Annotated in this window: 14 protein-coding genes; 10 read left to right on the top strand and 4 right to left on the bottom strand. The window is 62.4% G+C overall.

What is annotated here, in order from left to right:
• Positions 1 to 16 precede the first annotated feature (16 nt).
• The 4 genes from AC1DPF_RS14705 to AC1DPF_RS14720 all read right to left on the bottom strand — a co-directional run bounded on the left by AC1DPF_RS14705 (position 17) and on the right by AC1DPF_RS14720 (position 4227).
• Positions 17 to 766, bottom strand: a complete 750-nt coding sequence (locus AC1DPF_RS14705) for an enoyl-CoA hydratase-related protein (protein WP_477869352.1) — start codon at positions 764 to 766, stop codon at positions 17 to 19.
• Positions 767 to 820: 54 nt separating this feature from the next.
• Positions 821 to 1627: an SDR family NAD(P)-dependent oxidoreductase gene (locus AC1DPF_RS14710; protein WP_477869354.1), complete on the bottom strand. Its 807-nt coding sequence runs from the start codon at positions 1625 to 1627 to the stop codon at positions 821 to 823.
• 486 nt (positions 1628 to 2113) lie between these two features.
• Positions 2114 to 2980: an SDR family oxidoreductase gene (locus tag AC1DPF_RS14715; RefSeq protein WP_477962092.1), complete on the bottom strand. Its 867-nt coding sequence runs from the start codon at positions 2978 to 2980 to the stop codon at positions 2114 to 2116.
• A gap of 74 nt (positions 2981 to 3054) precedes the next feature.
• Positions 3055 to 4227: an enoyl-CoA hydratase/isomerase family protein gene (locus AC1DPF_RS14720; protein WP_477962094.1), complete on the bottom strand. Its 1173-nt coding sequence runs from the start codon at positions 4225 to 4227 to the stop codon at positions 3055 to 3057.
• Between the two features lie 157 nt (positions 4228 to 4384).
• Between AC1DPF_RS14720 and AC1DPF_RS14725 the strand changes: the two genes are divergently transcribed.
• The 10 genes from AC1DPF_RS14725 (at position 4385) to AC1DPF_RS14770 (ending at position 14132) form a co-directional block, all read left to right on the top strand.
• A complete protein-coding gene (locus AC1DPF_RS14725; RefSeq protein WP_477869360.1) occupies positions 4385 to 5194 on the top strand; it encodes an enoyl-CoA hydratase/isomerase family protein in 810 nt (269 codons plus the stop codon).
• A gap of 34 nt (positions 5195 to 5228) precedes the next feature.
• The gene (locus AC1DPF_RS14730) at positions 5229 to 5981 is read left to right on the top strand and encodes an SDR family NAD(P)-dependent oxidoreductase (protein ID WP_477869361.1); all 753 of its coding nucleotides are present in this window, start codon (positions 5229 to 5231) and stop codon (positions 5979 to 5981) included.
• Between the two features lie 192 nt (positions 5982 to 6173).
• Complete coding sequence (locus AC1DPF_RS14735; RefSeq protein WP_477962096.1) at positions 6174 to 7055, top strand: IclR family transcriptional regulator; 882 nt, start codon at positions 6174 to 6176, stop codon at positions 7053 to 7055.
• 370 nt (positions 7056 to 7425) lie between these two features.
• Entirely contained in the window at positions 7426 to 8199 is a 774-nt protein-coding gene (locus AC1DPF_RS14740; RefSeq protein ID WP_477869365.1) for an SDR family NAD(P)-dependent oxidoreductase, read from the top strand.
• Positions 8200 to 8219: 20 nt separating this feature from the next.
• A complete protein-coding gene (locus AC1DPF_RS14745; protein WP_477869367.1) occupies positions 8220 to 8621 on the top strand; it encodes a Zn-ribbon domain-containing OB-fold protein in 402 nt (133 codons plus the stop codon).
• 2 nt (positions 8622 to 8623) lie between these two features.
• The gene (locus AC1DPF_RS14750; protein ID WP_477869369.1) at positions 8624 to 9769 is read left to right on the top strand and encodes an acetyl-CoA acetyltransferase; all 1146 of its coding nucleotides are present in this window, start codon (positions 8624 to 8626) and stop codon (positions 9767 to 9769) included.
• 125 nt (positions 9770 to 9894) lie between these two features.
• Positions 9895 to 11103 carry a CaiB/BaiF CoA transferase family protein gene (locus AC1DPF_RS14755; protein ID WP_477869371.1) on the top strand — a complete coding sequence of 403 codons (1209 nt, stop codon included), beginning with the start codon at positions 9895 to 9897 and terminating at the stop codon, positions 11101 to 11103.
• Positions 11100 to 12242 (top strand): acyl-CoA dehydrogenase family protein, encoded by a 1143-nt coding sequence (locus AC1DPF_RS14760; RefSeq protein ID WP_477962098.1) that lies wholly within the window; start codon positions 11100 to 11102, stop codon positions 12240 to 12242. The genes AC1DPF_RS14755 and AC1DPF_RS14760 overlap by 4 nt, the downstream gene beginning before the upstream one ends.
• Before the next feature lie 2 nt (positions 12243 to 12244).
• Positions 12245 to 13186, top strand: coding sequence for an acyl-CoA dehydrogenase family protein (locus AC1DPF_RS14765; RefSeq protein ID WP_477869375.1), 942 nt, complete (start codon positions 12245 to 12247; stop codon positions 13184 to 13186).
• 73 nt (positions 13187 to 13259) lie between these two features.
• On the top strand, positions 13260 to 14132 hold the full coding sequence (locus tag AC1DPF_RS14770) for a MaoC/PaaZ C-terminal domain-containing protein (protein ID WP_477962100.1): 873 nt from the start codon (positions 13260 to 13262) through the stop codon (positions 14130 to 14132).

Genomic DNA, 14132 nt, shown 5'->3' on the forward strand with positions numbered 1-14132 from the left:
CGACAGTTTGCGGCGATCATTTGGATTTCCCCATGTGGGCAAATGATAGATCGCGCCCGCTTCTGGCCTGTCTCTCGAAACCGATCTGCTGTTCAAGGACAAGACCCTCCGCCAAGGTCAGCCGGCTGACGCCGTCGATCAGCGCCTTTGTCTCGCCCGGCAAGCCGGGTGCGCCCGCGACAATGGCGCGGGCCATTTCACAAGCGGCATCGAGCAGTTCGGCCCGCGGCACGACGCGGTTGACCAGGCCCCATTCGGCCGCTTCGGATGCGGGCAGGCGCCGGCCGGTCAATTCCAGCTCCTTGGCGCGATAGAGACCGATGGCCCGATGCAGCCGGACCGATAGGCCCCAGCCGGGGAGCAGGCCGACGCGGGAATGGGTGTCGATGAAGGCGGCTTCCTCGCAAGCAAGGATGATATCGCAAGCAACCGTGATCTCGAACCCGCCGGTAACCGCGAGGCCGTTGATTGCAGCGATGACCGGGCCATTCCAGTCGGTGATCGTCTTTGCCGGGTTGAAGGGTAGGAAGGTTTCCGGCCCAACTTCCTGAAGTGTCGCGACGTCGAGTCCAACGCAGAATGTTTCGCCCTTGCCGGTGAGGATGACCGCCATGATGTCCGGATCGTCATCCAGTTGCTTCATCACCGCGTCGAACGAAGCCAGCAGTTCGGGGACCAATGCATTCTTCCGCTCCGGCCGATTGAAGCTGACGATCGCGAAGCCTTCGCGCCGTTCGACCTCGATAAAGACATGTTCTGCAGTCATTGTTCGCCCTAATCTCTTGTCCTAGTGCTGGAACGCACCGCCGCCTCGCTCAAGTCAGATTGCGGCGAGCCCCAGTCCCCCGGTCACGCAGATGCATTCACCGGTGATGTATTTCGACATGTCGCTTGCCAGGAACTCGACCGTGCCAACCATGTCGTCGACCCTGCCGAGGCGGCGCAACGGCACCGACTTCGCCTGATCATCCGTGCCGAGATTGCGTGCCTTGGCGGCGGCGGCGATGCGCGGAGTGAGAATGAGGCCGGGGGCGATGCAGTTCGCGCGAACGCCCGCAGGACCAACTTCGACTGCTAGGTGGCGGGTGTAGGTATGCAGCGCCGCCTTTGCAGCGCCGTAGGCGGCGCCCTGGCCCGTGATATCGCTGCCGAAGACGCCGAAAGTGACAACATTGATGACACTGCCACCCGGTTTGGTCATCAGGGGGAAAGCCGCCTGGCACATGTAGACTGCGCTCAGGAAATTGGCCTTGATCAGCAGGTCGATATCTTCGTCGGGAACAATCGTGGCAAAGCTGCGTGCCGCCGGCGTGATCGAGCCGCCGGCATTGTTGACGAGAATGTCGATCGGGCCCAGTTCGCGGGCGGCCTGCTCGACCGCCGCGGTCGCCTCGGCCCGATTGGAGAGATCGGCCTGTACGGCGATAGCGCGTTGACCAAGACTGCGGACTTCATCTGCCACGCTGCCTTCGGCATACTCGCCGTTGCGCCTGCCGACCTCGAGGTCCTTGTCAAGAATGGCAATATCGGCACCGAGACGAGCCAGGTGCAGCGCATAGCCGCGGCCCATGCCGCCGCCCGCGCCGGTGACGATCGCGACTTTGCCTTCCAACCGACGGCCCGTCATACCTCTCTCCCTTGTACTCGCCTGACGGCTGCGGAGGGTTGAACACACTCTTGCCATCCTTGCAAGAACGCGTCGCTTAGAATTTGTATTAGCGTTTTAAGTGCGCCGCGCGCAAGTGTGGGTTTTGAACGCCGGCAATCCAGAAATCAGGATTGACTGTCGATCAACGCGCCGCCGCCTGCAACCCGATACATCCAGGGAGCAACGCAGGTTGGCAGGACGTACGCAAGTCAGGCGCGCACGCAAGACTGAGGTGAATCGCAGATCAATCGATCGAACGGGCGCAACTGCCGCATATGTGTTGATTGCGATGGGGCGAGTCTACGAGATCGGCAACAGCGCGCCCGGCACTTGCTTGAAAAATACGATTCCGCACCGCGCATGGTAAAACATATGCACTAACATATCGGGAATCGACACCATATGCGGTGAGCAATGCTTTCGCCGAGACCATGCCGGTGGCCGCCGGTACGGCTGGACGGACACCTAATCGCGAAAATAGTCGGGCTTGCCCTGCGTCCACTGTTCGCCCCAGAGTTGGCCTCCACCATCGACGCGGAGGATTTCCCCGGTGGTGAAACTGCTGGCATCCGATCCGATGAACAGGCAGGATTCGGCAATTTCCCAAGGATCCCCCAGCCGCAGCATGGGGTTGCTGCGAGTGTAGGTTTTCTTCACCTCCTCGGGATATCCGGCCATGCCTTCAGTGAAGATTGTCCCGGGTGCGACGCAATTCACCCGAATTCTCAGCGGTATCCATTCGACCGCGACCGTCTTCGAAAGATAGATCACCCCGGCACGTGCCGCTGTGGTATGCGCGGCACCGAGAACGCCACGATCAACGACCACCACGACGTTGACGATCGAGCCGGGGGCCCCGGTGTCGCGCCAGAAGCGGGCTGCTGTCTGCATCATCGACCACGTGCCGAACAGGTTGTTTTCCACGACGGCGCGGAAGCCATTGGCGCTCATGTCGATAGCGGGCTGGGGGAACTGGCCACCGGCATTGTTGATCAGGAGGTCCAGCCTGCCGTGTCGGGTTTCCACATGCTGGAACAGCGCGGCCACCTCGTCCGCTTTACGGATGTCGGTCTGAATTGCGTCCACGGACAGGCCATATTCGGCAAGCTCGGCAACGAGGACGTCGAGCTTTTCTTGCGAGCGGCCGCAAGTGACCGCCTTCGCCCCCAGCCGGGCCAGTATCCACACGGTCGCCCGACCGATCCCGGTAGCGCCTCCTGAAACCAGCACGACCTTGTCGCGGAACAGGCCTTCCGCCAGCGAAATGGGACGCGAAGCCATCTTGGCAGCGGGGGGTCTTGCGGCGGCGGCGCTGAGGTCCTGTTGCGTCATTTCTGTTCTCGATCCTGATTTAATCGTCTGGCACTTCTATCATCGGTGTCGAACCTGGTCGTTACAGCCGCCGGTCAATGTCCGATCAGCTTTGCAATCGCCCCGCGCGCGCCATCGGTTCGGATCAACCGGGCCGCGCTCGCCAATTCTCCGGCGAGCGAAACGGCGATCGGATGCGTGCTCTTTTCGACCACTTCGGGATATCCGGTCAGGACGCCGATGATTTCGCGCATGACGACGGCGCTGTCTTCGCCCAGCGATCCGCTGGCGACATTAGCTTCAAGCCGTTCGAGGTGCAGCGAATAGGCTTTCTGGCCGCAATAGGTCAGTTGCGGGCGAGGAGGGGGTGTGAAGCCTTCGGTCATCATCGCCCGCGCTTTTTCAAGGGCCGCCGGCAGGAGGGCGGCGCGATTCTCGACGACCTGGGTGCCGGGGCGGAGCAATCCCATCGTCTCGACCTCTGCAGCCGACGAGGCGATTGCGCCGGCCTGAAGCGCGGCCAGCGCCTGCGCGAGGCCTTCTTCCGGTCCATGCCGTTCGACCAGTCGCAGCAGCAGTTGGGTGCAGCCGCCCCAGGCCGGGATAAGGCCGACCTTGATTTCGGGTAAGCCCGCTCTCAGCCCGGCATGGGCGACGACGGCGTGCGAATGGAGCATCATTTCGCAGCCGCCGCCAAGTGCGAAGCCGTGTGCCGCGGCCACCACGGGGACGGGCACGGAGGCGAGCTTCTGGTAAAGGTCCTGGCCGTTCTTGAAGTAGGTCGCCAGCGCGGCCCAATCTTCACGCGCAACCATGGCATGGTTGTAGGCGAGGTCTGCACCCGCCGAAAACGCCTTGGGATCGTCATTGCCAATGACGAGGGCGCCGAATGTCTTTTCAGCGTTCTCGATCGTGCCCGCGAGAAGATCGAGCGCGCCCACGTCGAGGGCGTTCATCTTGGTGTGAACCTCGAAGCAAGCCACCCCCGACCCGAAATCCCAGAGCGAGGCGCTTCCGTTGCTGGCTATCGGCGCGGAACTGACCCGCATGCTTTGCACAGTGCCGTCCGGCATGACCATTGATCCTTCAATCTGAATGGTCCGTCCAGCGCTGGACGGACCCCGAACCGGTTGGGACTTCGCCTGGCAGACACTTAGGCGGGCTGCGCCCTCTGCGCTCGCCAGTAATGAAGTTCCGAGTAGCCTGCACCTCTGCGAAGATCGGCTTCCAGTTTCAATGTCTCGCCGGATCGGCAGCCTATGTGCCACGTACGCGGTATATCCAGTCGTTCGGGATTTAAGAATGGTAACGCGCGGGCGTCGGTGTTTATCAAGCCCGCAAGCCCTATGCCGCGCCCCGTTGGCAGATGCCGCGCCGGCATGGGATTGCGTTGCCCTGAAACATGGGAGCCATCTTGGAGGAACGATGACCGCCTTTCTCGACAACTACGAAAAGCTCCTGTTCGATTTCCCTGCGCCGCGCGTGCTGCGGATCACCATGGGCGATCCCGAAAAGCTGACCCCGGTTTGCGCCAAGATGCATGCCGAACTCGTCACCATCTGGCGCGATATCGACGACAGCGAGCAAATATCGGCCGTAATCCTGAGCGGCGGCAAGAAGGCGTTCTCGGCTGGCGGCGACTTCGCCATCGTCGAGCGCTGCATGACCGACTATCACTTCCGGAACCAGGTCTGGAAGGAAACCCGCAACCTCGTTTACAACATCATCAACTGCTCCAAGCCGATCATCAGCGCGATGCGGGGGCCGGCTGTCGGCGCCGGGCTGGTCTGCGGCCTGCTCTCGGACATTTCGATCGCGTCGAAGACTGCGCGAATCATTGATGGACACACCCGGCTCGGCGTCGCCGCCGGCGACCACTCGGTGATCATCTGGCCACTGCTCTGTGGCATGGCCAAGGCCAAATACTACCTGCTGACCTGTGATTCGATCTCTGGCGAGGAAGCGGAGCGTATCGGCCTGGTCTCGCTTACGGTGGACGACGAGGAACTCGACGCCAAGGCGCTGGAAGTGGCCACGCGCCTTTCGAACGGAGCGCCGAGCGCGATCCGTTGGACCAAGAACTCGCTCAACAACTGGTTCCGCATGGCGGGGCCGGCGTTCGATGCATCCGTGGCCTACGAGATGCTCGGGCTGACCGGGCCTGAGGTCCAGGAGGGCGTCGCCTCGCATCGTGAAAAGCGGGCACCGGTCTTCGACCAGACCTGCAAGATTTAGCGAACTGAAGCTCACAAAGGGAAGGTGTCCAACTATGACGGGCAGATTTGAAGGAAAGTCGATGGTCGTGACCGGTGCTGCTTCGGGCATTGGCAAGGCAATCGCGGTCATGGCGGGCGCGCAAGGTGCGAACGTGGTCATCGCCGACATGAACGACGAGGGCGGTCAAGCTACCGTCAACGAAATCGTGGGCGCCGGCGGCAAGGCGGAATTCCACAAGGTGAACCTGACCGATCGCGACAGCATCAACGCCTTCGCGGCCAGCGTCCTGGCTAGCGTTGGCACAGTCGATATCCTGATCAATGGCGCTGGCTGGGACCTGATGGAGCGTTTCCTCGACAGCCAACCGGAAACCTGGGACACGGTCATCGCCATCAACTACACCGGCCCGGTTCATCTCTGCCACCACTTCGCCCCCGGCATGGTGGAGAAGGGCAAGGGCAAGATCGTCAGCATCGCGAGTGAGGCTGGACGCATTGGCAGCCCGAGCGAAGCAGTCTATTCGGGTGCCAAGGGCGGCATCATCTCTTTCACCAAGACGCTGGCCCGTGAACTCGCGCGCTACGGCGTCAACGTGAACTGCGTTTCGCCCGGCCCGACCCGGACGGCGCTCTATTATGCGCAATCCGAATCGGTGCAGCAGAACCTGACCAAGGTCATCCCGATGCGCCGTGTCGGCGAGCCCGAGGAAGTCGCCATGGCGGTCCTGTTCTTCGCCAGCGGGGAATCCGACTACATCACCGGCCAGACGCTTAGCGTGAGCGGTGGCATGGCGATGGTCAACTAGCCCGATTCGAAAACGGATCATGGGAAAGGCCGAGCCCGTGCCGGGCGGGTTCGGCTTCTTCGTGCTCGGCCTTCTAGTACGAGTGCTTTACTGACTATCGCATATGTGTTACCCCATCCAAGGATGATCGTCGAGCCCAGGCCGCGGTATGCGGCAGGTTAACGACGGCTCACGCATGGTGGGAGATGGACGTTGGGACTCGAACTCGCTGTCGGCCGCGAAACGGATGAAGTCACCCCATTCGGGCAGGACGGCGGCGCAGTTTCGTCACATGATGGCGCCGGAAGACCTGCCAAATGGGAGCCGCTGCCTGACAGTGTCGTAAAATCCACTGGCCGCACCATGCAGATTCTCGAGTTCTTCGATCATCACCAGGCCCCGGCAAACATCGCGCAGGTTGCCCGCGCGCTCGACTATCCGCAATCGAGCACATCGGAGATCATGCGCAGCCTGAACGTGCTTGGCTACCTGTCGTATAACAATGCCGATCGCACATTCGCTCCAACCAGCCGGGTACGGTTGCTTGGTTCGTGGGTGATGGGCCAATTGCACGGCGAGGACCGGCTGTCTTCGCTAGTTCGCAAGGTCAATGCGATTTCAGGACAGACCGCGTACCTTGCAATCCGCAATAAGCTTGAATCTCAATATATCCAGGTAGCCCAAGCGACAACGTCGCTTCGGCTGCATCTTACCCCTGGGCAGCGACGCCCGCTGCTGAGGTCCACGAGCGGACGTGCCTTGTTGAGGGACGTGTGCGATTCTGAGATCAGCAAACTGGTTCGGCGGGTGAATGCAGAAAAGGCGCCTGATGAAAGCCTTATCCATCTCGACCAGCTGCTGGAAGATGTCAGCTTCGTCAGACAGAATGGCTATCTGTACGTCGCCAAGAGCGAAATAAGCCCCGGCGCTGCGGTTATCGCCGTAGTCCTTCCGCACGAAATGTTCCCGGTTCCCACGGTCATCGGCGTGGGCGGCGCGGCCGAGATCATTGCGCCGCAAAAGGACTCGCTCGTCAAATTCGTGACCGACCTCATTCGGGATCACCTGCTCGAGAGCGCCCGGGAATCGGGATGAGGGTAGTGGACTTTTCGAGGCTTCGCAGGACGCGCGAGGAACGCGACGAGTGCTGAGATCGAATTGCGTGCGAGCGAGGGACGGATCTCTCAGCGGCGGAGTACGCCCGCGCCGGCATTCATCTGCGTGACGCATATGTGGTAATCCGCGCATGCCATGCGCAAAGGGCTGTCACGCGATCGGCGGGCCGCTAATCTCGAACACTCGAAGGGCGGGGAGCGGAATGAACCTCAGGCCGGGCAAGTGATGACTTGCTGGCAGTTCGCACCCCATCCATGGAAATCGTAGTCAAGTATTTTGCGAAAAAGACGGGTCTTTCGCAAAGCATTTGGCGGTAGTTCTACGGCGTTGAATTCTCGGGAGCCAGCGAATGCACAATCCGATGACACTGGAGAACAAGACCATCGTCGTCACCGGCGCGGGCCAGGGGATCGGTCGTGCCATTGCCAATTCCATTCTTGGGCTGGGCGGGCGGGTCGTTGCCATGGATCGCAACGCGGACGCGCTGGCCCAGTTCAGCAACGAGGCTGCGACCGAGCGACTCATCACTGCAGCGGGTGATGTGACTGACGGTGACTTCGTGAATGCAACAGTCGACAAGGCTGCCGATTGGGGCGGAAGCATCGAGGGGCTCGTCAACAATGCCGGCATTTCCCGTGCAGCGATGATCCACAAGATGGACATGGACACCTGGGAAGCCGTGATCGACGTCAACCTGACTGCGCCCTTCCGGTTGCTTCAGGCGGTGGGCCGGAAAATGCTCGCCCAGGCGGCTGCGGGGGAAAAGGCCCCTGGCTCCATCGTCAACATCTCGTCGGATGCAGGTCGCCGCGGAACCGTCGGCCAGATCAACTATGGTGCCGCAAAGTCGGGGATCACCGGTCTGACCATGTCGGCCGCGCGCGAGTGGGCAAGCAAGGGAATCCGGGTCAACGCAGTCGCGTTCGGGGTGGTCGAGACGCCGATGACCGAGACCGTTCGCGGCGAAAAATTTCGTGACACCTACCTCGCCCAGATCCCGATGGGCCGCTGGGGCTCGCCTGAAGAGGTGGCAACTCCGGTGTGCTTCCTGCTTTCGGACGCAGCCTCCTATATCACGGGACAGACCCTCTCGGTGAATGGCGGCTTCCACATCAGCACCTGAACCAGGCGAGAACCCTGTCCATGACAACCATTGACGCAATCCTACCCGACCAGGAATTCCTCGCCTTCCTGGCACAGGGAAAGTTCATGCTCCAGCAGAGCAGATCGAGCGGCAAGCCGTTCTTCTACCCGCGCGTCGCAGAGCCGGGCACGGGCAATACCGACCTTGAGTGGATCGAGGCTTCGGGCGGGGGAGCTGTGTATGCCGCCACGATCGTTCGCGTGCGACCGCCGAATGCCGATTATGGCGTGGTGATCGTCGAGCTGGACGAAGGCCCGCGGATGCTGAGCCGAGTCGAAGGGGTCGAACCGGCCGATGTCTTCATCGGCATGCGGTTGCAGGCGAAGATCGTACCGTTCGAAGACCAGCACGCCGTCGTGTTTGTCCCAGCCGCCGGCGGCAAGCCGGGGAAAGCTTCCTGACCATGACGATTGATCGTCGCACGCCAGCCGCCATTGTCGGCGCCGCCACCTTCGGAATTGGCGAGGCCTCCGGCTTCACTTCGATGGACCTCGCCGCGCGCGCTGCCCTCGCGGCGCTTGATGAAGCCGGCATCGGCCTCTCGGAGGTCGACGGTCTCTTCATCGGTCAGCCGAGCGATTTTCTCAGCGGTCTGACCTTTGCCGAATATCTGGGCATCCGGCCAAAGCTGACAAATAATAACCGCACCGGGGGATCGGCCTTCCTCACGCACATGAACGTCGCCGCGCTTGCGCTTGCTGCAGGCGAGATCGACGTGGCGCTGATAGCCTACGGCAGCAATCAGCGCACAGGTACTGGCGGGCTGGTCAGTGCGGCGGCGCCGAACATCTACGAAAAGCCCTACAGCCTGCGCCTGCCTGTGGGGGGCTATGCGCTTGCCGCAGGCCGCCACATGCATGAATTCGGGACGACGCGCGACCATCTGTACGCGGTGGTGAAATCAGCTCGCGATTGGGCAATGTTGAATCCGGAAGCCTTCTTGCGCAAACCTGTCACCCAAGAAGACTATTTCAATGCGCGGATGGTTTCCGATCCCCTTTCGGTGCTGGATTGCTGCCTGGTCACCGACGGCGCCGCCGCGGTGGTCATGGTCCGCAAGGACCGGGTCGAAAATCGCAAGGCGGCCTACCTGCTGGGCCTGGGCGAGGCGACTGACCACTACCAGATCGCGCAGATGCCCGATCTGACGACCTCTGCCGCAAAATTCAGCGGCCAGCGTGCTTTCGAGCAGGCGGGCATCACTCCCGAAGACGTCGACGTCGTCCAATTGTACGATGCGTTTTCGATCAACACGATCATGTTCCTTGAAGACCTTGGCTTCTGCAAGAAGGGGGAGGGCGGGGACTTTGTCGCCTCCGGAGTCATCGGTCCCGGCGGCAGCCTTCCGGTAAATACCAACGGCGGCGGTCTGGCCTGCGTTCACCCTGGCATGTACGGACTCTTCACCGTTGTCGAAGCCTATCGGCAACTGACCGGATCGGCTGGCGAGCGGCAGGTAAACGGCGCTGAAATCGCTGTGGCGCACGGCAATGGCGGCTTCCTCTCCAGTCAGGTGACAGCCGTGCTGGGCAGCACCGCAACCCGGTGAAGCCTTGCAATAACGGATTTGTAGTAACTGCCACCGGTAGCCCAATTCGCGTTTCCTGCTGAAGTCACTGCACCTACACAGCCATGCAATCCTTCTCATAAACGGAGGGGACAAGGAGCATACTGATGTCGGTACTGTCTGGTATCAAAGTTCTGGACATGACTCGGGTTGTCGCGGGGCCGACGGCGACGCAGTGCCTCGGAGACTTCGGTGCTGATGTCATCAAGGTCGAGCGCCCCGGCGAGGGTGACGATGTCCGTCACGTCGGCCCGCCCTGGCTGATCGACTTTAACGGCAAGGAAACGCGGGAATCGACATATTTCCAGGCGGCGAACCGCAACAAGCGGTCGATCGCGGTTAACTTCCAGACCGAGGAAGGCGCCGCTTTGCTTCGCGAACTTGCGGGAAAGGCCGACATCTTCGTGGAGAATTTTCGGCCCAATACGCTGGCGAAATACGGCCTCGATTACCAGTCGTTGAAACAGTCGAATCCTGGATTGATCTATTGCTCGGTCAGCGGCTTCGGCCAGACCGGACCCTATTCGACACGCAGCGGATACGACTTCCTCATGCAGGCTATGTCGGGACTGATGAGCGTGACCGGGGAACCTGACGGCCCGCCGATGCGGGTGGGCGTTCCGATCGCCGATATCCTCGCGGGCAAGGACGCAGTGATCGGTATCCTGCTGGCTTTGCGCCACCGCGACCAGACGGGGCAAGGGCAGTACATCGACATCTCGCTGTTCGAGTCCCAGGTGGCAGCAATGGCGAACACCTTCACCGCCTGGTTCAACGGCCGATTCGAGATGCCGCGTACTGCCAACGATCACCCGAGCGCCTCGCCCTACGGGGTCTATCGGACGGCGGACGGTTATCTGCTCATCGCCACCTTCAACAACCGCGAGTTCGCTCGACTGGCAACGGCAGTGGGCCGGCCCGACTGGATGGAAAACCCCGACTACAATAGCATGGGTGCGCGGGTCGCGCATCGCAGCGAGCTTGCCTCGGCGCTGACTGAAATCCTGGTCCAGAACAGCCGAGAGTACTGGATCAACCTGCTCAACCCCGCCGGGGTTTCCTGTGGTCCCATCAATCGGATGGCCGATCTTGAACGGGATCCGCATTTCATCGCGCGCGGAATCGAGGTGAAGCTGCCGCATGCGCTGTCAGGCGAGATCGCGGTCGCTGCCAGCCCCATCAGATGTTCGGAATCGCCTGCGGAATATCGGTTGGGGCCACCGGTCATCGGCCAGCACACAGCAGAAGTCCTGAACGAAGTGCTTGGGATGGACGAGAGTGCGGTCAAGCAGCTCGCCGAGAAGGGCGTGCTATGAGCGTGACCGAGGGCGTTGCAATGCTTCCGCCTGCGGCGTTTAAGCTTCGCCAGGAGGTGAGGGAATTCCTGGCCGGCTATGCGCAGGACTGGACGACCTTCGACCGGGCTCATTCGTGGGCGGGTGTCGATCGGGAATTCAGCCGGGCGGTCGGCAAGCGCGGCTGGATCGGAATGACCTGGCCCGTGCCGTGGGGTGCCGGCCGAAGTGCGTTCGAGCGCTTCGTCCTGCAGGAGGAAATGCTTGCGGCGGGCGCACCGGTAGGGCTCCATTGGATCGCCGATCGCCAAAGCGGCCCGCTCATTCTGAAAGTCGGCACGCCCGAGCAGCAGCAGCGTTATCTGCCCGGCATCGCCAGCGGCGACATCTCGTTCTGCATCGGCATGAGCGAACCCAACGCCGGTTCGGACCTGGCCTCGCTCGAATCCCGCGCAGATCGTGACACCGGAGGCTGGCGTCTGAACGGCACCAAGTTGTGGACCACCAACGCTCAGTATTGCCAGGTAATGATCGGCCTGTTCCGCACGCAGGGTCCGGCGCGTGAAATGCGCCAGGGCGGGTTGACCCAGTTCCTGATCGAACTGGACTGCCCCGGCATCGAGGTGAGGCCAATCGCCGATCTCAACGGCGAATCGCACTTCAACGAAGTCGTGTTCAACGACGTCTTTGTGCCCGACGAGCGCGTGCTCGGCACCGTGGGGCAGGGCTGGGCGCAGGTGACGTCGGAGCTGGCGCTCGAGCGCAGCGGATCGGAGCGGTTCCTCAGCGCATTCCCGCTGGTCGCGGCAGCGGCTGCGAAGTTCGCGGAGATACCGGAGGCCAGAGTGGAAAGCGCGGATCTGGCGACGCTGGGCGCGCTGATCGCGGAAACGGCGGTGCTGCGCTCTTTGTCGTTGATGGTTGCGGGCAAGCTCGAGCGCAACGAGGATACGTCCTATCTTGCGGTCATCACCAAGGATCTCGGCGCCGAGCTCGAGCAGCGCACGGCGCCTGCGGTGAGGAGCCTGTTTGACATGCCGGCAGCGGACTTGCGGAAGGCTATCGAACATACCATCCGGGCAGCTCCGACCTTCTCGCTGCGCGGGGGCGCGCGCGAGATCCTGCGCGGCATCACTGCCCGCTCTTTGGGAGTGCGGTGACCATGTCGGTTTCCGATATCCTCCTCGAGCAGGTCGTCCGCCTCCATGCCGATGGGCAGAACCGGCGGCGCGATGAAACCGAGGAATGCGATCCGGTGCTGTGGGCCAAGGCCGAGGAACTGGGCCTGCCACTGGCGATGTGCCCGGAAGCCGTTGGCGGCTTCGAACTGAAATGGTCCGAGCTATTCGACGTGCTCGCTCATTCGGCGTCATGCGGTGAACCTGCCCCGCTGGGCGATACGCTGGTTGCCAATGCCCTGCTCTGCGCGGCAGGCCAGGCACCTGCCCAGGGACCGGTGTTCCTGAGCTTGCCTTCGGGATTTGCGGGAGGCGAGCCAGGGCTCAACCTTCCGGCCGATGCCCGTGTCCTCACCGCCAGCGGCGCGGCGATTGCCCTAGCTTCCCCGGCTGGCAACGCTGACCGTGCAATCGCCGGGAGGCCGCCGCAAGAGGATCAGCTGATCCTTGCCGGAGCCTTGCTGCGCGTTGTGCAGATCGCAGGAGCGTTGCAGGGCGCGCTCGATCTTTCGGTCCGCTACGCACAGGAGCGCAGCCAGTTCGGCCGGCCGCTTGCGAAGTTCCAGGCGGTGCAGCACATGCTGGCCCAACTTGCCAGTGAAGCGGTGGCGACTGCGGCTGCAGCGCGGATGGCCTGCGCCAGGATGGACGACGGGGATGGCTCGTTGGCTGTCGCCATCGCCAAGTTGCGGGCGGGCCGTGCGGTGGAGAAGGGCGCGATGTTGGCGCATCAGATCCACGGGGCGATCGGGGTAACCCTGGAATACCCGCTGGCCCGCCTCAGCCGCAACATGTGGCGTTGGAGCGAGGATTTCGGCGGCCAACGCCACTGGGCAGTGGCTGTCGGTCGCGTTGGACTGGAACTAGGCGCCTGGGAAACGGTCATCGCCGCCAGCGACCCGATAGGAGCCAGTGACAATGGGTGATGGCCCGCTTCATCGCGAGATTGGCGCGGCGTCAGGGCAGCGCATACCAGAATTCTGCAAGCGGTGAGATGTCATGAAGGATTATGATGCATTGATGGGCATGGCGCCGGTGGTGATGGAGCAATCCTACACCAGCCTGGACAGCTGCCTTTATGCACTGAGCGTGGGCTGCGGCATGGATCTGGCCGATGACTGGATGCGGCGCTATCTGGGGCCGCTGCCGCCTGCGCTGACCTTGCCCGCCCTCGCGACGGTGCTGGCAGCGCCCCGTCTCCATGCCCTGGGGCTGGGCCTGACACTGTCCGGCCTCTTGCACGGCAGCCAGGGCCTCGTGGTCCATGCACCGCTGCCGACGGAAGGCAAGGTGCGCAGTCAATCGAGGGTGGAGAGCATTTTCGACAGAGGGGAGGGGCGTGGCTGCCTGCTCAACATGGCCCGCGAACTCCATGACGCGGAGTCGGGGACGCACTACGCCTCGCTGTCGATGACTGTCATTTGCCGGTTGGACCAGGTTGTGGGCGCGCCGCCGGCCGAAAAGCCCGCGGCCAACCCGATTCCCGACCGCGCGCCCGACCTCGTCGTCGAAGTGCCGACTTCGCCGCAGGCAGCTCAGCTGTTCGCACTTACGGGTGACCAGAACCCACTGCACATGCTTCCTGAAGTCGCGACCAAGGCAGGCTTTCCGGCACCGATCCTGCACGGCATGGCCACTTACGGCATTTGCGCCGCCTTTGCCGAGAAGGCGCTATGCGAGGCACCGGGGACTTCCGCCACCCGCAGGCTCGGGGCAATTTCCGGCAGGTTTAGCGCGCCGGTCTTCCCCGGCGAGACCTTGGAACTGGCGCTTTGGAACGAGGCATCGGGCGCGCGCATCGAAGCCCGCATCCCTGCCCGTGGCGTGCTAGTCTTTGCCGAAGGCCAGATAGCGATCGAGAAGGCGTTCTAA

The sequence above is a fragment of the Rhizorhabdus sp. P4_G6 genome, assembly GCF_056401045.1.

Excerpts from the sequence above, each read along its gene's own strand:
- AC1DPF_RS14770 (WP_477962100.1), top strand. The coding sequence starts at position 13,260 with ATGAAGGATTATGATGCATTGATGGGCATGGCGCCGGTGGTGATGGAG.
- AC1DPF_RS14730 (WP_477869361.1), top strand. The coding sequence starts at position 5,229 with ATGACGGGCAGATTTGAAGGAAAGTCGATGGTCGTGACCGGTGCTGCT.
- AC1DPF_RS14765 (WP_477869375.1), top strand. The coding sequence starts at position 12,245 with ATGTCGGTTTCCGATATCCTCCTCGAGCAGGTCGTCCGCCTCCATGCC.
- AC1DPF_RS14750 (WP_477869369.1), top strand. The coding sequence starts at position 8,624 with ATGACGATTGATCGTCGCACGCCAGCCGCCATTGTCGGCGCCGCCACC.
- AC1DPF_RS14705 (WP_477869352.1), bottom strand. The coding sequence starts at position 766 with ATGACTGCAGAACATGTCTTTATCGAGGTCGAACGGCGCGAAGGCTTC.
- AC1DPF_RS14745 (WP_477869367.1), top strand. The coding sequence starts at position 8,220 with ATGACAACCATTGACGCAATCCTACCCGACCAGGAATTCCTCGCCTTC.
- AC1DPF_RS14740 (WP_477869365.1), top strand. The coding sequence starts at position 7,426 with ATGCACAATCCGATGACACTGGAGAACAAGACCATCGTCGTCACCGGC.
- AC1DPF_RS14760 (WP_477962098.1), top strand. The coding sequence starts at position 11,100 with ATGAGCGTGACCGAGGGCGTTGCAATGCTTCCGCCTGCGGCGTTTAAG.
- AC1DPF_RS14715 (WP_477962092.1), bottom strand. The coding sequence starts at position 2,980 with ATGACGCAACAGGACCTCAGCGCCGCCGCCGCAAGACCCCCCGCTGCC.
- AC1DPF_RS14725 (WP_477869360.1), top strand. The coding sequence starts at position 4,385 with ATGACCGCCTTTCTCGACAACTACGAAAAGCTCCTGTTCGATTTCCCT.
- AC1DPF_RS14755 (WP_477869371.1), top strand. The coding sequence starts at position 9,895 with ATGTCGGTACTGTCTGGTATCAAAGTTCTGGACATGACTCGGGTTGTC.
- AC1DPF_RS14710 (WP_477869354.1), bottom strand. The coding sequence starts at position 1,627 with ATGACGGGCCGTCGGTTGGAAGGCAAAGTCGCGATCGTCACCGGCGCG.